The organism is Streptomyces sp. NPDC006365, from assembly GCF_042870755.1.
Taxonomy (GTDB): Bacteria; Actinomycetota; Actinomycetes; order Streptomycetales; family Streptomycetaceae; genus Streptomyces; species Streptomyces xiangluensis.
In genome coordinates, this window is record NZ_JBIAHS010000015.1 from 222624 (window position 1) to 240818 (window position 18195).

Annotated in this window: 12 protein-coding genes and 1 pseudogene; 10 read left to right on the forward strand and 3 right to left on the reverse strand. The window is 68.6% G+C overall.

From position 1 onward, the window contains the following. Nucleotides 1-246 precede the first annotated feature (246 nt). The 4 genes from ACFYO0_RS33260 (at nt 247) to ACFYO0_RS33275 (ending at nt 5480) form a co-directional block, all read left to right on the forward strand. Nucleotides 247-2484, forward strand: coding sequence for a 1,4-beta-glucanase (locus ACFYO0_RS33260; RefSeq protein ID WP_388683549.1), 2238 nt, complete (start codon nt 247-249; stop codon nt 2482-2484). Further along, nucleotides 2484-4469 carry a beta-galactosidase gene (locus tag ACFYO0_RS33265; RefSeq protein WP_388683551.1) on the forward strand — a complete coding sequence of 662 codons (1986 nt, stop codon included), beginning with the start codon at nt 2484-2486 and terminating at the stop codon, nt 4467-4469. Before ACFYO0_RS33260 ends, ACFYO0_RS33265 begins: the two co-directional genes overlap by 1 nt. A gap of 127 nt (nt 4470-4596) precedes the next feature. Further along, on the forward strand, nt 4597-5310 hold the full coding sequence (locus tag ACFYO0_RS33270; protein ID WP_388683553.1) for a hypothetical protein: 714 nt from the start codon (nt 4597-4599) through the stop codon (nt 5308-5310). A 77-nt stretch (nt 5311-5387) separates the two neighbouring features. Beyond that, on the forward strand, nt 5388-5480 hold the full coding sequence (locus ACFYO0_RS33275; protein ID WP_388683603.1) for a hypothetical protein: 93 nt from the start codon (nt 5388-5390) through the stop codon (nt 5478-5480). A gap of 66 nt (nt 5481-5546) precedes the next feature. On the opposite strand, the gene ACFYO0_RS33280 is transcribed toward ACFYO0_RS33275, so the two are convergent. Both ACFYO0_RS33280 and ACFYO0_RS33285 read right to left on the reverse strand, forming a co-directional pair. Then, nucleotides 5547-7598: a TIM-barrel domain-containing protein gene (locus ACFYO0_RS33280; RefSeq protein WP_388683556.1), complete on the reverse strand. Its 2052-nt coding sequence runs from the start codon at nt 7596-7598 to the stop codon at nt 5547-5549. 238 nt (nt 7599-7836) lie between these two features. Further along, the gene (locus ACFYO0_RS33285) at nt 7837-8850 is read right to left on the reverse strand and encodes a LacI family DNA-binding transcriptional regulator (RefSeq protein ID WP_388683558.1); all 1014 of its coding nucleotides are present in this window, start codon (nt 8848-8850) and stop codon (nt 7837-7839) included. Nucleotides 8851-9202: 352 nt separating this feature from the next. Here ACFYO0_RS33285 and ACFYO0_RS33290 point away from each other — a divergent pair, with 352 nt between their 5' ends. The 3 genes from ACFYO0_RS33290 (at nt 9203) to secA (ending at nt 14631) form a co-directional block, all read left to right on the forward strand. Continuing rightward, the gene (locus tag ACFYO0_RS33290) at nt 9203-9646 is read left to right on the forward strand and encodes a hypothetical protein (RefSeq protein WP_388683561.1); all 444 of its coding nucleotides are present in this window, start codon (nt 9203-9205) and stop codon (nt 9644-9646) included. Nucleotides 9647-9738: 92 nt separating this feature from the next. Beyond that, a complete protein-coding gene (locus tag ACFYO0_RS33295; protein ID WP_388683564.1) occupies nt 9739-11676 on the forward strand; it encodes an acyl-CoA dehydrogenase family protein in 1938 nt (645 codons plus the stop codon). Between the two features lie 156 nt (nt 11677-11832). Beyond that, nucleotides 11833-14631 (forward strand): preprotein translocase subunit SecA, encoded by a 2799-nt coding sequence (secA, locus tag ACFYO0_RS33300; protein ID WP_388683606.1) that lies wholly within the window; start codon nt 11833-11835, stop codon nt 14629-14631. A 318-nt stretch (nt 14632-14949) separates the two neighbouring features. Here the strand turns inward: secA and ACFYO0_RS33305 are convergent. After that, nucleotides 14950-15048, reverse strand: a pseudogene (locus tag ACFYO0_RS33305) (lamin tail domain-containing protein); the annotation flags it as partial. A gap of 169 nt (nt 15049-15217) precedes the next feature. Between ACFYO0_RS33305 and dxr the strand changes: the two are divergent. From dxr to ACFYO0_RS33320, 3 genes are all read left to right on the forward strand, one after another. Beyond that, nucleotides 15218-16528, forward strand: coding sequence for a 1-deoxy-D-xylulose-5-phosphate reductoisomerase (gene dxr, locus ACFYO0_RS33310; RefSeq protein WP_388683565.1), 1311 nt, complete (start codon nt 15218-15220; stop codon nt 16526-16528). Further along, nucleotides 16525-17829 carry a M50 family metallopeptidase gene (locus tag ACFYO0_RS33315; protein ID WP_388683567.1) on the forward strand — a complete coding sequence of 435 codons (1305 nt, stop codon included), beginning with the start codon at nt 16525-16527 and terminating at the stop codon, nt 17827-17829. The genes dxr and ACFYO0_RS33315 overlap by 4 nt, the downstream gene beginning before the upstream one ends. Before the next feature lie 166 nt (nt 17830-17995). Next, on the forward strand, nt 17996-18195 hold a 200-nt coding region (locus ACFYO0_RS33320), incomplete at its 3' end, for a flavodoxin-dependent (E)-4-hydroxy-3-methylbut-2-enyl-diphosphate synthase (RefSeq protein ID WP_388683569.1).

An 18195-nucleotide genomic window follows, 5' to 3' on the forward strand; every position in this document is an offset into this window, starting at 1 on the left:
GCTTTGTTGGGTCAGTTGAAAACTGCGTCCGGGTTGTTCGTGGCTGGTCGCTCCCTCACTCTCGGCCTCGCTCGAGCGGGGGACCCCCATGAGCGGGGGACCCCCATCGCGGCGGAGCCGCATATGTCACAGCCCGCGCCCTGAAAGGGGCGCCCACCCCCGCTCGTACGGGGGGCGCCGTCCGCCGCTGGTTACGAGCCACCGTCCCCCCCCAATCCACCCCCCTCTCGCAGAACGAGGTATGTCATGCGCACGCCCCGCCCGAGTAGACGCGCCGTTCTCGCCGGGACCGCCGCTGCCGCCGCGCTTTCCACCGTCGGTCCGCCGGCGCATGCAGCCCCGGCCCCATCGCCGGCCGGCGCCGACGCCGATGCGACCCCCTACCGCTGGCGCAATGTCGTCATCGGCGGCACCGGATTCATCACCGGCGTGCTGTTCCACCCCTCCGTACGCGGCCTCGCCTACGCCCGTACGGACATCGGTGGCGCCTACCGCTGGGACGAGCGGGCCGCCCGCTGGACGCCGCTCACCGATCACCTCGGCTGGGACGACTGGAACCTCCTCGGTGTGGAGGCGATGGCCGTCGACCCCGCGCAGCCGAAGCGGCTGTACCTGGCGCTCGGCACATACGCCCAGGCCTGGGCCGGCAACGGTGCGGTCCTGCGCTCCGAGGACCGCGGTGCCACCTGGGCCCGTACCGATCTGGACGTGAAGCTCGGCGCCAACGAGGACGGCCGGGGCACGGGAGAGCGTCTCCTCGTCGACCCGCGTGACAGCGACACCCTTTGGCTGGGCACCCGGCACGACGGGCTGCTCAAGTCGACCGATCGCGGGGCCACTTGGGCAGCCGCGAACGGCTTCCCGGCGAAGGCGAACGCCTCCGGGCAGGGCGTCACGTTCCTCGTCGCGGCCGGGCGCTGCGTCTACGCCGGCTGGGGCGACGGCGACGGTACGTCCGGCACGGCGAACCTTTACCGCACCGCCGACGGCACGACGTGGGAGGCCGTGCCCGGGCAGCCGTCCGGCGCCTCCGCCAAGGTCCCGATCCGGGCCGCGTACGACCGGCACACCCGCGAGCTGTACGTGACGTACGCCGACGCGCCAGGCCCCAACGGCCAGAGCGACGGCAGCGTGCACAAGCTGCGCACCGCGACCGGCAAGTGGACCGCGGTGACCCCGGTGAAGCCCGGCGGCACCGCAGCCGACGGCTCCACCGACAACTTCGGCTACGGCGGAGTCGCCGTCGACGCCCGCCGCGCAGGCACCGTCGTCGTGTCCACCAACAACCGCTGGACGGCCATCGACACACTGTTCCGCTCCACCGACGGCGGCCGTACCTGGACGTCCCTCAAGGACGCTGCCGTGTTCGACGTATCCGAGACTCCCTTTCTCAACTGGGGTGGTGACAAGCCGAAGTTCGGCTGGTGGATCCAGGCGCTCGCCCTGGATCCGTACGACTCGAAGCACATCTTGTACGGGACCGGCGCGACCCTCTACGGCACCCGTGACCTCAAGCGCTGGGCGCCGCAGATCCGCGGCCTGGAGGAGACGTCCGTGCGCCAGCTGATCTCGCCCCCGGTCGGTGAGGCGCATCTGCTGAGCGGGCTCGGTGACATCGGCGTGATGTACCACGAGCGGCTCACGGCGTCTCCGTCGCGCGGCATGGCGGCGAACCCCGTGTTCGGGTCGGCGACGGGACTCGCGCAGGCCGCGGTCAAGCCGTCGTACGTCGTCCGGGCGGGCTGGGGCGACAACGGCAACGGCGCGTACTCGAACGACGGCGGCCGGACCTGGGCGCCCTTCGAGGCCCAGCCGGACATCGCCAAGAGCGCACCGGGGCCGATCGCCACCAGCGCCGACGGCAGTGCGCTGCTGTGGTCCTTCGTGCACTGGGACGGCACGAAGTACGCAGCCCACCGCTCCACCGACAACGGCGCGACCTGGTCCGAGGTCTCCTCCTTCCCGAAGGGCGCCGCGCCGGTCGCCGACCCGGCCGACCCGACGCTCTTCTACGCATACGACACCGACACAGGAACGCTGTACGCCAGCACTGACAGTGGCAGATCCTTCACGGTCCGTGGCACTGGACTGCCCTCCGGCGACAGCCAGTTCAAGGTGGTGGCGGCCCCTGGACGCTCCGGTGACCTGTGGATCTCCGCGAAGGAGAACGGTCTCTTCCGGTCCACCGACGGCGGCGCCGTCTTCTCGAAGGTCACCAGCTGCCGGTCCTCCCACTGCCTCGGCTTCGGCAAGGCCGCCGCCGGCGCCGACTACCCCGCGATCTACCAGGTCGGCGCGACCGGGACGGGGGCCGTCACCGGCGTCCTCCGCTCCGACGACCTGGCCGGCACCTGGGTCCGTATCAACGACGACGCCCACCAGTGGGGCTGGACCGGCGAGACGATCACCGGCGACCCGCGCGTCCACGGCCGCGTCTACCTCGCCACCAACGGGCGCGGCATCCAGTACGGGGACCCGGCCTGATGCCCGCGCACCAGGGGCCGAGCCTCGCCGACACCACTCGTGGCCGCATCCTCTTCGGCGGCGACTACAACCCCGAGCAGTGGCCCGAGGAGACCTGGCACGAGGACGTACGCCTCATGAAGGCGGCCGGTGTCAACTCCGTCACCCTCGGCGTCTTCTCCTGGGCGAAGCTCGAACCCAGGCCCGGGGCAAGGGAGTTCAGCTGGCTCGACCGGCTCCTGGACCTCATGCACGACGACGGCATCGGCGTCGTCCTCGCCACGCCCACCTCTTCGCCCCCGCCCTGGATGGGCCGTCTGCACCCCGACACCCTGCCCCGCGACGAGGACGGCCGCACCGAATGGTGGGGCGGCCGCCAGCACTTCTCGCACTCGAGCGCCACCTACCGCCGCTACGCCGCCGCCATCACCGAGGACCTGGCCGCCCGTTACGGCAGCCACCCCGCCCTCACGATGTGGCACATCAACAACGAGTACTGCACCTACGACTGGGGCGACGAGGCCGCCGCCACCTTCCGCCGCTGGCTCAAGGACAAGTACGGCACGCTCGACGCGCTCAACACCGCCTGGGGAACGGCCTTCTGGAGCCAGGGCTACGGCGACTGGGACGAGGTCCTCCCGCCCCGCCACGCCCACTACCTCAAGAACCCCACACAGGTACTGGACTTCAAGCGCTACACCTCCGACATGCTCCTGGAGTGCTACGTCGCCGAGCGCGACATCGTCCGTCGTCACACCCCGCACATCCCGGTGACGACCAACTTCATGCCGATGTGGGTGGGACAGGACGCCTGGAGGTGGGCCGAGGAGGAGGATCTCGTCTCCGTCGACATCTACCCGGACCCGCGCGACCCCTTCGGCGCCCAGAACGGCGCCCTCATCCAGGACCTGACGCGCTCCCAGGCCCGCGGCGGCCCGTGGATGCTCATGGAGCAGGCGGCCGGTCCCGTCAACTGGCGGGGCGTCAACCACCCCAAGCCACGCGGCCTCAACCGCCTCTGGTCCCTCCAGGCGGTCGCCCGCGGCGCCGACGCGGTCTGCTACTTCCAGTGGCGGCAGTCCCGGCAGGGTGCGGAGAAGTTCCACTCGGGCATGGTCAGCCACGCGGGGGAGGAGGGGCGTACGTATCAGGAGGTCAAGCGGCTCGGGGCCGAACTCGCCGCGCTCGGCCCCGAAGTGACTGACGGCCGCACAGCTTCCGATGTCGCGATCCTGCACGAGTGGAACGCCTGGTGGGCGGGCGCGCAGGACGGCCGCCTGTCCTCCGAGGTCGACTATCCGCAGGTCGTACGCGCCTGGCACCGCGCCCTGTGGGAGGCCCACCTCACCACCGACTTCGCGCACCCCGAGCACGACCTGTCCCCGTACAAGCTGGTCGTCGTCCCGCAGTTGTACCTGCTCACGGACGCGGCGATCGACAATCTCCTCTCATATGTACGAGCCGGGGGCACCCTCGTCTGCGGATTCCTGACCGGTGTCGCGGACGAGGACGACCGGGTGCGGTCCGGCGGCATGGACGCGCGGCTGCGCGAGCTCTTCGGGATCCGCACGCTGCACGAGTGGTGGCCCCTCGATGCGGGCGAGTGCGCCGAATGTGACGGTTTCCGCGGGACGTTGTGGTCCGAGGAACTCGAGGCGGCGAGCGACGTCGATCTTGTCGTCCCGTACAAGGGTGGTGAGTTGGACGGGTTGCCCGCGCTGCTGCGCAAAGGGCGCGCCTGGTACCTCTCCACGCTGCCCGAACCGCCCGCGCTGCGTGACCTGTTGGCGGATGTGGCGGCCGACACGGGGGTCCGGCCGCCCCTTGACGGCCTCCCCGCGCAGGTCGAGGCCGTCCGCCGGGGCGAGCTGCTCTTCATGTTCAACCATGGGCGCCAGGCGGTCACCGTGGAGCTGCCGGGCGCGCACCGGGACGTCCTCACCGGGGAACAGGTCACCGGGTGCGTGGAGTTGGCGCGCTACGGAGTAGCGGTGCTCGCGCCGTGAACAACCGATCCCAGGACTTCCTCCCGAGCGCGCGACCGTTCTCCCCGCTCGCCGGAGAAGACCGCGTCCTCCTCCTGGAGCCGCGGTAGATCCACAACATTTCCCCCCACCCATGGAAGGGACAGCCATGGCAACACGCACACGCAAGAGGGTCGCCAAGGCCCTCATCGCCCCCGCACTCGCACTCGGCGCCACCATCGGCCTCGCCTCCGCGCCGGCCTCGGCCGCAGTCTGGAACTCCTGCGACCAGTGGGGCAACACAGGCCTGAACGGCTACACGCTCTACAACAACATCTGGGGCTCGGGCGCCGGCGCGCAGTGCATCTGGGCCAACTCCGGCACCAACTGGGGCGTCTGGGCCAACCACCCCAACACCGGTGGCATCAAGTCCTACCCCAACTCCAAGAAGGTGATCAACAAGTCGATCACCTCGCTCGGTTCGCTCAGCAGCAGCTACAACGTCACGGTCCCGTCCTCGGGCGCGTACAACTCCTCGTACGACATCTGGGACACCGACTACGACTACGAGATCATGCTCTGGGTGAACTACAACGGAGCCGTCGGCCCGATCGGCACCTCGCAGGGCAGCGTCACCCTCGGCGGTCACAGCTGGAACGTCTACAAGGGCAACAACGGCGCCAACGAGGTGTTCTCGTTCCTGCGCACCTCGGACTCGAACTCCGGCAGCGTCGACATGCTCCCGATCCTCAAGTGGATCAAGGACACCAAGGGCTGGATGGGCAACGAGACCATCGGTGACGTCCAGTTCGGCTTCGAGATCACCTCGTCGTCCGGCGGCCTGGACTTCCGCACCAACAACCTGACGGTCAGCAGCAGTTGACCCAGCGGCCGACTCGGTCGGCCGACTGACCGGCTGAGCGGGCCGGCTCCGCATCCCGGCGGAGCCGGCCCGTGCAGATGTGTGACCCCGTGTACCGGCTCGGCGTGGCCTGGCAGAACACCGGATACAACCAGCCGCCGCAGGTGAGTTATCACCTGGACACCAAGTAGCGGCACACGCGCGTGGGTGCGGCCGGACCTCTCAACGGAGACCGGCCGCCCCACGTCGTCGTGCGACTACTCCGCAACCGGCAGCCGCGCCCCGTCCCGCAGGAACAGCGGAATGCGGTCCAGCGGGGCGTCGACGGTCACGGCCGCGCCACCCTCGTACGTCTCGCCGGTCCACGCGTCGGTCCAGCGCGCCCCCGCCGGGAGATAGGCCGTCCGGGCCGTAGCTCCCGCCGTCAGCACCGGCGCGACCAGCAGATCGGGGCCGAAGAGGTACGCGTCGTCCACCGACCAGGTCGCCTGGTCCTCGGGGAACTCGAGGAACAGCGGGCGCATCACCGGCAGGCCCTCCTCGTGTGCGGCGCGCATGACGTCCAGGACGTACGGCTTCATGCGCTCGCGCAGCCGCAGGTACTTCTCCATGATCGCGGCGGCCTTCTCGCCGTACGACCAGACCTCGTTCGGACCGCCGGTCATCTCCGGGCCGAGTGGCATGCCCGGGACGCGGAAGCCGTGCAGGCGCATCAGCGGGGACAGTGCGCCGAACTGGAACCAGCGGACCATGACTTCCTGGTACGCCGGGTCGTTCGGGTCACCGCCGTGGAAGCCGCCGATGTCGGTGTTCCACCAAGGGATGCCGGACAGCGCGGTGTTGAGGCCCGCCGCGATCTGGCGGCGCAGGGTCGCGAAGTCGGTGCCGATGTCGCCGGACCACAGGGCGGCGCCGTACCGCTGACTGCCCGCCCACGCCGAGCGGTTGAGGGTGACGACCTCGCTCTCGCCGGCGGCCACCATGCCCTCGTAGAAGGCACGGGCGTTCTCGCGCGGGTAGAGGTTCCCGACCTCCAGGCCGGGGCCCGCCCAATAGCGCAGGTTCTCCTGGAAGCCCGGCTTGATCTCCGGCTCACAGGCGTCCAGCCAGAAGGACTGAATGCCGTACGGCGTGAGGTAGTTGTCCCGGACCTTCGACCACATGAACTCGCGCGCTTCGGGATTCGTCGCGTCGTAGAAGGCGACCTGGACCGTGGAGGCGACCTCCTTGTCGGGCCAGTCGGCGTGCGCCATCGGGCCGTACTGCGTGCCGATGAAGTAACCGCGCTGCTCCATGAGGTCATGGTTCTCGGAGAGCGGGGACACCGACGGCCACACCGACACGACCAGCTTGACGCCGAGCTCGTCCAGCTCCCGCACCATCGCCGCCGGATCCGGCCACTCCGCCGGGTCGAACTTCCACTCGCCCAGATGCGTCCAGTGGAAGAAGTCGCAGACGATGACGTCCAGGGGCAGCCCGCGACGCTTGTACTCCCTTGCCACGTCGAGGAGTTCGTCCTGTGTGCGGTAGCGCAGCTTGCACTGCCAGAAGCCCGCGGCCCACTCGGGCAGCATCGGCGTACGGCCGGTGACGGCGCTGTAGCGGCGCTGGGCGTCCGCCGGGGGGCCCGCGGTGATCCAGTAGTCGATCTGCCGGGCCGAGTCCGCCACCCAGCGCGTGCCGTTGCCCGCCAGCTCCACGCGGCCGATCGCCGGGCTGTTCCACAGCAGGGTGTAGCCGCGGCTGGAGGTGAGCACCGGAATGCTGACCTCGGCGTTGCGCTGCACGAGGTCGAGGACGGCGCCCTTCTGGTCGAGCATCCCGTGCTGGTGCTGGCCGAGGCCGAACAGCTTCTCGCCCTCGTACGCGGCGAAGCGCTGCTCCAGGCGGTGGTAGCCGTTGCCGACGGGGGTGTAGAGGCGCGGGCCCGGCCACCAGAAATGGGCGCGCTCCTCCGTGAGGAGTTCGGAGCCGTCGTCGGTGCGGGTGAAGCGCAGGAGGCCCTCCGTGCTGACCTCCACCGTGAGCGCGCCGACGGTCAGCAGACCGAATCCGTCCTCGATCTTGACGCTGGCCTCGGTGGCCGGCGCCTCGTCGAGCAGCGCGCCCGGCAGGCCCTCGACGACCGGACCGCCGAGGCGCGCCCGGACCCGTACCGCGTCCGGGCCCCATGGCTCGATGCGTACGGTCTCCTGGCGGCCGCTCCACTCCAGGGCGCCGTCGCGTTCGCGGAACGTGCCGACGGTGGGCGAGGACTGGGCGAGGCTGACTGCCCCTTGCCGGGGCTGGTTCTCGGCAGGCTGATTCACCGGTTACCTCCGGCCGCCCACACGAACAGGTGACATGAGCGGTGCGCGTCGCGAGAGCCAAGCACGTGCAACCTCCTTGTCTTTCGGGGCAACCGGGCTGGTTCCAACCCGGCTGGTGTCGATCGGGTAGGACTCGGACCCTCGCTGAGGGACTGAGCGCCGTGAGGCAGGAATCCCCGGTCTTCGGCTGGGGGAGGGGCAATCCGTAGGGAGTACCGCCGCGGGCCGGGGTCATCGCCTACAACTTGCCGGGCGCGGGTCCCGTGCTGGCCCGCTTCGTCAACTCCGGTGAGATCAGGACGACTTCGTCGGTGCCGCCGCCGTCGAGCTTGGCGACCAGCAGTTCCACGGCGTGCCGTCCCATCTCCTGCGCGGGGATGGCGACGGAGGTGAGCCGCACCGAGACCTGCGTGGCGACCTGGTCCGGGCAGACCGCGACCACCGACACGTCCTCGGGCACGGCCCGGCCCTGCTGGCGCAGCAGCCCGAGCAGCGGCTCCACCGCAGACTCGTTCTGCACGACGAACCCCGTGGTGTCCGGGCGCTCGTCGAAGATCCGGGCCAGGGTCACGGCCATCGCGTCGTACCCGCCCTCGCAGGGACGGTGCAGCAGCCGCAGTCCCAGCTCGCGGCTGCGGGAACGCAGTCCGTCCAGGGTGCGCTCGGCGAAGCCCGTATGCCGCTCGTAGACCGCGGGTGCCTCGCCTATGACAGCGATGTCGCGGTGCCCGAGCATGGCCAGATGCTCGACGCACAGCGCGCCCGTCGCTCCGAAGTCGAGGTCGACGCAGGTCAGGCCGCTGGTGTCGGCGGGCAGTCCGATGAGTACGGACGGCTGGTCCGTGCCGCGCAGCAACGGCAGCCGCTCGTCGTCGAGTTCCACGTCCATGAGGATCATCGCGTCGGCGAGCCCGCTGCCGGTGACGCGGCGCACTGCGTCGGGTCCCTCCTCGCCCGTGAGCAGCAGCACGTCGTATCCGTGCGTACGGGCGGTGGTCGCCACGGCTATGGCGATCTCCATCATCACGGGTACGTACATGTCCGTACGGAGCGGGACCATCAGCGCGATGATGTTGGAGCGGTTGCTCGCCAGTGCCCGGGCCCCCGCGTTGGGGTGGTAGCCGAGTTCCTGGATGCTCCGCTCAACCCGCTGCCGGGTGCCTACGGAGATGGACCGCTTGCCGCTGAGGACATAGCTCACTGTGCTGGCCGAGACTCCGGCGTGCTGGGCGACCTCGGCGAGGGTGACCATCCAGCTCTCCAAGGTGTGTGAAGCGCTTCGACAGCGCGTGGTGCGGTTAATTTCAAGGAGGGTGACTCGACAGTAGCCTGGTGGACGGGGGGTGTCCATAGCTTATCGAAGCGCTTCGACTCCGTCGTTTCTGCAGGACGCCTACGGGGGTGGGGATGGGGTTTGTGGGCGGGTGCGGGTCGTAGTGGGCTGGTTGCGCAGTTCCCCGCGCCCCTTACGGGCCCTGCGGACCCCTGCAAGCCTCTTGCGCGCCCCCACAGGGTCTGCTCGCTCCAGCCTAGAGTCCCGCGACAACCTTCGGCCTCTCCGGTGGCGACCAGAAGCCGCGCGAACCGCCCCGGAAGGAATCCCCATGCGGCATCGTCGGCCCCGCCTGGCGTACGACCTGTGGCTGCACGGCGAGAACACCGCCGACTGGCAGGACCAGCCCACCGACGAGATCATGGTGTGGCTCAACCGTCAGGGCGGCGCCGAGCCGCTCGGCTCCAAGGTGGGCCGGGTCAGCCTCGGCGGTGCCATGTGGGACATCTACGAGGGCGACCTCGGGTGGAAGGCGCGCTCCTGCGTCCGGGTCGCCAACACAAGCAAGGCCACCCTCGATCTCGATTACTTCACTCAGGCACTCGTACGGCGCAAGCTGCTGAGCAACGACAAGTACGTCTCCGGCATCGAGGCCGGTACCGAGGTCTTCCGCGGCACGGGCCCTCGGCACCAAAGCGTTCTCGGTGGACATCGGCTGAAACCGGGGCTCGTACGGAGGGGCTCATCCGGCGGAGCGGCGCGCGAGGACTGGTGAGGTTGCCCGGGATCGGGTACATACGATCCAGTAGCACCGGCCAGTAACCGACTGTTCCGAAGATCCCGACTCGCGGCGAGGTGAAGCCCCTCATGTCCGCACCAACCAAGAAGCCCGCCGTCACCGAGCGCGAGGCGCGCCAGGTGGCGGAGGCCGCACGTGAGCAGGACTGGCGCAAGCCCAGCTTCGCCAAGGAGCTGTTCCTCGGCCGCTTCCGGCTCGATCTGATCCATCCGCACCCGATGCCCGCCGACGAGGACGCGCAGCGCGGCGAGGAGTTCCTCGCCAAGCTGCGCGACTTCTGCGAGACGAAGATCGACGGGGCGCGGATCGAGCGCGACGCGCAGATCCCGGACGAGACCATCAACGGGCTCAAGGAGCTCGGCGCCCTCGGCATGAAGATCGACACCAAGTACGGCGGCCTCGGCCTCACCCAGGTGTACTACAACAAGGCGCTCGCTCTGGTGGGCTCCGCGAACCCGGCGGTCGGCGCGCTGCTCTCCGCGCATCAGTCGATCGGCGTACCGCAGCCGCTGAAGCTCTTCGGTACGCAGGAGCAGAAGGACACCTTCCTGCCGCGCTGCGCCCGCACCGACATCTCGGCCTTCCTGCTGACCGAGCCGGACGTGGGCTCCGACCCGGCACGGCTCGCCACCACGGCGGTCCCGGACGGCGACTCGTACATCCTCGACGGCGTGAAGCTCTGGACGACCAACGGCGTCGTCGCGGACCTCCTCGTCGTCATGGCGCGGGTGCCGAAGTCCGAGGGCCACAAGGGCGGCATCACCGCCTTCGTCGTGGAGTCCGCCTCGGAGGGCATCACCGTCGAGAACCGCAACGCCTTCATGGGCCTGCGCGGCCTGGAGAACGGCGTCACGCGCTTCCACCAGGTCCGCGTCCCGGCGGCCAACCGCATCGGCCCGGAAGGTGCGGGCCTCAAGATCGCGCTCACGACGCTGAACACCGGCCGGCTGTCCCTGCCCGCCATGTGTGTGGGCGCGGGCAAGTGGTGTCTGAAGATCGCCCGCGAGTGGTCGGCGGCGCGGGAGCAGTGGGGCAAGCCGGTGGCCTTCCATGAGGCCGTCGGCTCCAAGATCTCCTTCATCGCGGCGACGACCTTCGCCCTGGAGGCCCTACTCGACCTGTCCTCGCAGATGGCCGACGAGGACCGCAACGACATCCGTATCGAGGCGGCTCTGGCGAAGCTGTACGGCTCCGAGATGGCCTGGCTGATGGCGGACGAGCTGGTCCAGATCCGCGGCGGACGCGGCTTCGAGACCGCCGAGTCCCTCGCGGCCCGCGGCGAACGGGCCGTCCCGGCCGAGCAGATCCTTCGTGACCTGCGCATCAACCGCATCTTCGAGGGCTCGACCGAGATCATGCACCTGTTGATCGCACGCGAGGCCGTCGACGCCCACCTGTCGGTCGCAGGTGACCTCATCGACCCGGAGAAGTCCCTCCAGGACAAGGCGAAGGCGGGCGCGAACGCCGGTGTGTTCTACGCCAAGTGGCTGCCCAAGCTCGTGGCGGGACCCGGCCAGCTTCCGCGCTCTTACGCCGACTTCCACCCGGCGGGACACATCGACCTGTCCGGCCACCTGCGCTACGTGGAACGGTCCGCCCGCAAGCTCGCCCGGTCCACTTTCTACGCCATGTCGCGCTGGCAGGGCCGAATGGAGACCAAGCAGGGCTTCCTCAGCCGGATCGTCGACATCGGCGCCGAACTGTTCGCGATGAGCGCGGCCTGCGTGCGCGCCGAACTCCTGCGCTCCACGGGGGACCACGGCCGCGAGGCCTACCAGCTCGCCGACGCCTTCTGCCGCCAGGCCCGCATCCGGGTCGAGGAACTCTTCGACCGGCTGTGGACGAACACCGACGACCTCGACCGCAAGGTGGTCAAGGGTGTTCTCGGCGGTACGTACGCCTGGCTTGAGGAGGGCGTCATCGACCCCTCCGGTGACGGCGCCTGGATCGCGGACGCGACGCCCGGGCCGGCGAAACGGGACAACGTCCACCGCCCCATTCGCTGACCTTTTCCCCAGGAATGCACTGGCGTCCCCGTGGTCATTCTGTTGCTTGCCGCATCGAAGGCGAGCGACACAGAATCGACCTCGGGGACGTCGACGCCCCCATCGGGCCGAGGGGGAATTCCAGTGGCCACTCTCGAGCGCATCACCGGCCGGATCATGCGGGCCGGAGAGGGACGCATGCTGCGCAGGCTGCAGCGCATCGCCGAACAGGTCAATTCCCTGGAAGAGGAATTCGAGGGGATGACCGACGACGAACTACGGGATCTCACCCCCGAGTTCAAAAAGCGCCACGCCGACGGCGAAAGCCTCGACGATCTGCTGCCCGAAGCCTTCGCCGCGATGCGCGAGGCCTCCCGGCGCACACTCGGAATGCGTCATTTCGACGTACAGATCATGGGCGGCGCGGCACTCCACTTCGGCAATATCGCCGAAATGCACACCGGTGAGGGCAAGACCCTCGTCGCGACGCTGCCGGTGTATCTGAACGCCCTGACCGGCAAGGGCGTCCACATCGTCACGGTGAACGACTACCTCGCCCAGCGCGACGCCGAGTGGATGGGCCGGGCGTACCGCTTCCTGGGCCTGACCGTCGGCGTGATCAAGTCGCAGTCGACACCGGCCGAGCGGCGCGAGCACTACGCCCGCGACATCACCTACGGCACCAACACCGAGTTCGGCTTCGACTACCTGCGCGACAACATGGCCTGGTCGCAGGACGAACTCGTGCAGCGTGGCCACCACTTCGCGATCGTCGACGAGGCCGACTCGATCCTCATCGACGAGGCCCGTACGCCGCTGATCATCTCCGGTCCGGCCGATCAGGCCACGCATTGGTACGAGTCGTTCGCCAAGATGGTCACGCGCATGAAGGGCGTCTCCATCCAGGCGGAGCACTTCACCTCGCCGATGGACAAGGACCGCCTCGCCGGGCTGCGGGCCACGCACGACTACGAGTACGACCCGAAGAAACGCACGGTGGCGATCCTGGACAGCGGGGTCGAGTACCTCCAGGACCAGCTCGGCATCGACAGCCTCTACGAGTCCGACCACACGCCCCTCATCGGCCACTTGAACAACGCACTCAAGGCCAAGGAGCACTTCAAGAAGGACAAGGACTACGTCGTCATCGACGGCGAGGTCCTCATCGTCGACGAGCACACCGGCCGCATCCTCGCAGGCCGCCGCTACAACGAGGGCCTGCACCAGGCGATCGAGGCCAAGGAGGGTGTGACCGTCAAGGACGAGAACCAGACCCTCGCGACGATCACCCTGCAGAACTTCTTCCGGCTGTACGGGAAGCTCGCCGGGATGACCGGTACGGCGATGACCGAGGCGGCCGAGTTCCACCAGATCTACAAGCTGCACGTGGTGCCGATCCCCACGAACCGGCCGATGATCCGCGCGGACGACGCCGACCAGATCTACCGCACCGGGGACGCGAAATTCGACGCGATCGTCGACGACATCGCCGAGCGGCACGCGAAGGGCCAGCCGATCCTGGTGGGCACCACCTCCGTCGAGAAGTCGGAGCTGCTGTCCGCGCAGCTGAAGAGGCGGGGCATCCGGCACGAGGTGCTCAACGCCAAGAACCACCAGCGTGAGGCGCAGATCGTTGCCCAGGCGGGCCGCAAGGGCGCGGTCACCGTGGCCACGAACATGGCGGGCCGCGGCACCGACATCATGCTCGGTGGCAACCCCGAGGCGATGGCGCGCGCGGAACTGGCCCGGCGGGGGCTCACTCCGGAGGACAACCCTGGGGAGTACCGCGCCGCGCTCGACCGGATGACGGCGTCCGTCGCAGCCGAGCACGACGAGGTGATCGACCTCGGCGGGCTCTACGTCCTCGGCACCGAACGCCATGAATCCCGGCGTATCGACAATCAGCTGCGCGGACGGGCCGGCCGGCAGGGCGACCCCGGCGCCTCCCGCTTCTACCTCGCCCTGGAAGACGACCTGATGCGGCTGTTCCGGGCCCAGGTCGTCGACCGCGTGATGGCCATGGCGAACGTCCCCGACGATGTCCCCATCGAGAACAAGATGGTCACGCGTGCCATCGCCTCCGCCCAGTCCCAGCTCGAACAGCAGCACTTCGAGTCCCGCAAGGACGTCCTGAAGTTCGACGAGGTGCTCAACCGGCAGCGCACGCTGATCTACGAGGAGCGCCGCCGGGTCCTTGCGGGCGAGGACCTGCGCGAGCAGATCATCCATTTCATGGACGACACCATCCGCGCGTACATCACCGAGGAGACCGCCGAGGGCTTCCCCGAGGAGTGGAACCTGGAGCGGCTGTGGGGTGCCTTCAAGCAGCTCTACCCGATCAAGGTCACCATCGAGGACGTGGAGGACGAGGCCGGCGGGCGCCCGAACCTCACCGCCGACGACCTGATCGAGACGATCACCGAGGACATCCACGTCCGCTACGAGGAGCGCGAGGCCGAACTCGGCTCCAAGGCCCTCCGTGACCTGGAACGCCTCGTCGTTCTCTCGGTCCTCGACCGCAAGTGGCGCGAGCACCTCTACGAGATGGACTACCTCCGCGACGGCATCGGCCTGCGCTGGACGCTGGGGCGCGAGCCGATCATCGAGTACGAGCGCGAGGGCTACGACATGTACGCCGCGATGACGGAGGCCATCAAGGAGGAATCAGTCGGCTACGTCTTCAACCTCGACGCCTCGGGCAAGGCCCGCGACGGTCAGGAGACCCTGGAACCCGGCGGCCGGCGGGACGAAGGCCTCCACTTCAGCGCACCCACGCTGGACACGACGGAAGGTGTGGTCGAGGGAGACTTCAGCCGCTCCGCTGCGGTGCCGACACGCTCGGCCTCGACCTCCCGGTCGACGGAAACGGTCACCGGCACGAAGCCGGCCCCGGCCCGGCGGCCCGCCAAGAAGTCGGCCAAGTCCACCAAGTCCGCCAAGTCCAACAGGTCCAAGAACCGCCGCCGGCGCAAGTAGTGGCCCACGCCGAGGGCGGCGACGCGATCGATGCTGTCGTAATAGACCTGTTGAAGTTCTCTCCCGGATAAATCCCGGAGATTCTCCCCTGGATCGCTCGGGGGAGTTTGACAGGTCATGCCTGTCCAGCGACGACCCTTCCGGCCGCAGGAGCAAGTACGGGACTCACTCGGGCTGTTGGGGACTTGGTTGTCGCCCCCGGTAATGCACTGAGCGTACCAGAGGCGTTACGGAGTGATGCTTCGGTGCTCCGCACCGCCGGGTCGAGGGTGCGCTTTACCATCCCCTCCCGTGAACGGGGTTCACGGAGCAAGATCAGAGGTAGACGCGTCCGGCGGCCTGAGTCGGAGTGCTGAGGAACGTGCCGGTCAGAGCCACGGCTCCGACGAGCGCGGGCAGGGCAGCGCGTATCCGCATGGAGATCCCCCTGGGTGTCGTCCGATGTCCAGGGGAGAAGGAGTATCACGCTTTCTTCACGTGAACTTCACAAACGGCGATATGGCTTTGTCGAGTGATACATGGCGGTAAGGGCGCGCGAAGGGGACGCCCTGTCCTGTCGGTGACTCGATGCGGCCACAATGGAGGGATGAGCGACAGTCCAGCGCCCCTCGCCGATCCGCATCTCGTCTTCGATCCCGTGGCCTCAGACGGGCCCCGGGACGTGGTGATCCTGGGATCCACCGGGTCGATCGGTACGCAGGCCATCGACCTCGTGGAGCGCAATCCCGACAGGTTCCGGGTGCGCGGGCTTTCAGCGGCCGGCGGGCGGGTGGCGCTGCTGGCGGAGCAGGCGTGGCGGCTTCGGGTGCGTACCGTCGCGGTCGCCCGGGAGGCCGTCGTACCGCAGCTGCGTCAGGCCCTGAGCGAGCGGTACGGGAACGGGGAGCCGCTGCCCGAGATCCTCGCCGGAGCGGACGCGGCCACGCAGCTCGCAGCCTCCGAGTGTCACACCGTGCTCAACGGCATCACCGGGTCGATCGGGCTCGCGCCCACCCTCGCCGCACTCGAAGCGGGCCGCACCCTCGCGCTCGCCAACAAGGAGTCGCTCATCGTCGGCGGCCCGCTGGTCAAGGCGCTCGCCAAGCCGGGGCAGATCATCCCGGTCGACTCCGAGCACGCGGCCCTGTTCCAGGCGGTCGCCTCGGGCACCAGGGCGGACGTACGCAAGCTCGTCGTCACCGCCTCCGGGGGCCCTTTCCGGGGACGTACGAAGGAGGACCTCGCGCACGTCACCCCGGCCGACGCCCTCGCGCACCCCACCTGGGCCATGGGCCCGGTCATCACCATCAACTCCGCGACCCTCGTCAACAAGGGACTCGAAGTCATCGAGGCGCACCTCCTCTACGACATTCCCTTCGAGCGGATTGAGGTGGTCGTGCACCCCCAGTCGTATGTCCACTCGATGGTGGAGTTCACGGACGGATCGACGATCGCCCAGGCGACGCCCCCCGATATGCGCGGGCCGATCGCCATCGGGCTCGGCTGGCCCGAGCGCGTCCCCGACGCCGCGCCCGCCTTCGACTGGTCGAAGGCGTCGAGCTGGGAGTTCTTCCCGCTCGACAATGACGCGTTTCCGTCGGTGGGGCTCGCCCGTCATGTCGGGGAACTCGCGGGCACGGCCCCGGCCGTGTTCAATGCGGCGAACGAGGAGTGCGTGGACGCGTTCTTGAACGGCGCCCTGCCCTTCAACGGGATCATGGACACCGTGACCAAGGTGGTTCAGGAGCACGGCTCACCCCGTACAGGAAGTACGGGAACCTCACTCACCGTCGCGGACGTCCTCGATGCGGAGACCTGGGCACGCGCCCGGGCCCGTGAACTGACGAAGACGCAGACCAAGGCGCAGAACATGGCGCGACAGACAGCGCAGACAACCACGGCGGAGGCCGGTGCATGACGACCCTGATGATGATCCTCGGCATAGTCGTCTTCGCGATCGGCCTGCTCTTTTCGATCGCCTGGCACGAGCTGGGACATCTCTCGACGGCCAAGCTCTTCGGCATCCGCGTACCGCAGTACATGGTCGGTTTCGGTCCGACCATCTGGTCGCGGAAGAAGGGTGAGACCGAGTACGGCGTCAAGGCGATCCCCCTCGGCGGCTACATCCGCATGATCGGCATGTTCCCGCCCGGCCCGGACGGCAGGCTCGAGGCCCGCTCCACCTCACCGTGGCGCGGCATGGTCGAGGATGCCCGCGCACAGTCCTTCGAGGAGCTGCAGCCCGGCGACGAGAACCGCCTCTTCTACACGCGCAAGCCCTGGAAGCGCGTGATCGTGATGTTCGCCGGCCCCTTCATGAACCTGATTCTGGCCGTCGTGATCTTCATGGGCGTCATGATGACCTTCGGTATCCAGACCCAGACGACCACCGTCGGCAAGGTCTCCGACTGCGTCATCCAGCAGAGCGAGAACCGCACCAAGTGCGAGAAGGGCGACCAGGCCGCTCCCGCGAAGGCCGCCGGGCTCAAGCTGGGGGACAAGATCGTCGCGTTCAACGGCGAGCCCGTGAAGGACTGGTCCACGCTCCAGAACGACATCCGCTCCAATCCCGGCAAGGACGTCACGCTCACCGTGGAGCGCGGGGGCGAGCGGCGCGATCTGAACACGCACCTGATCAGGAACCAGGTCAGCAAGTCGGACGGCAACGGCGGCTATGTCGAGGGCGAGTACGTGTACGCCGGCTTCCTCGGCTTCACCCCCGCCTCCGGCATTGTCGAACAGTCCTTCGGCCAGTCCGTGGAACGCATGGGCGACATGATGGAGAACGGCGTCGAGGCGTTGGTCGCCCTCCCGTCCAAGGTCCCCGCCCTGTGGGACGCGGCCTTCGGCGACGGCGAGCGCGAGGCGGACTCCCCGATGGGCGTGGTCGGCGCGGCCCGCGTCGGCGGTGAGGTCTTGACGCTGGACATTCCGCCGGAGAACCAGATCGCGATGATGCTGTTCCTCGTCGCGGGCTTCAACCTCTCCCTCTTCCTGTTCAACATGCTCCCGCTGCTGCCGCTCGACGGCGGACACATCGCGGGCGCCCTGTGGGAGTCCCTGCGACGGAATGTGGCGAAGGTGTTCAGGAGGCCCGACCCGGGACCGTTCGATGTGGCGAAGCTGATGCCGGTGGCCTATGTGGTGGCGGGGATCTTCATCTGCTTCACCTTGCTGGTCCTGGTGGCAGACGTCGTTAACCCGGTACGTATCTCCTAGTAAGGCGGAGTTTGCGGCGACCGGGCATGCTATGAGCCCGGTCGCCCCCACTTGTGGCGTCCTGTGCGGGGGATGTGCTCCCGTGTTCGGGGGTGCCGTAATCTCGTTGGCTGGAGCCCGTCAGCTTTCGGGACCGACCGATCCTTACCTTGGGGTTGCACAGCAGATGACTGCGATTTCTCTCGGCATGCCGTCCGTTCCGACCAAGCTCGCCGAGCGCCGGAAGAGCCGGCAGATCCAGGTCGGGACCGTGGCCGTGGGCGGAGACGCACCCGTCTCGGTGCAGTCGATGACGACGACGCGTACGTCGGACATCGGTGCCACGTTGCAGCAGATCGCCGAGCTGACGGCGTCGGGCTGCCAGAT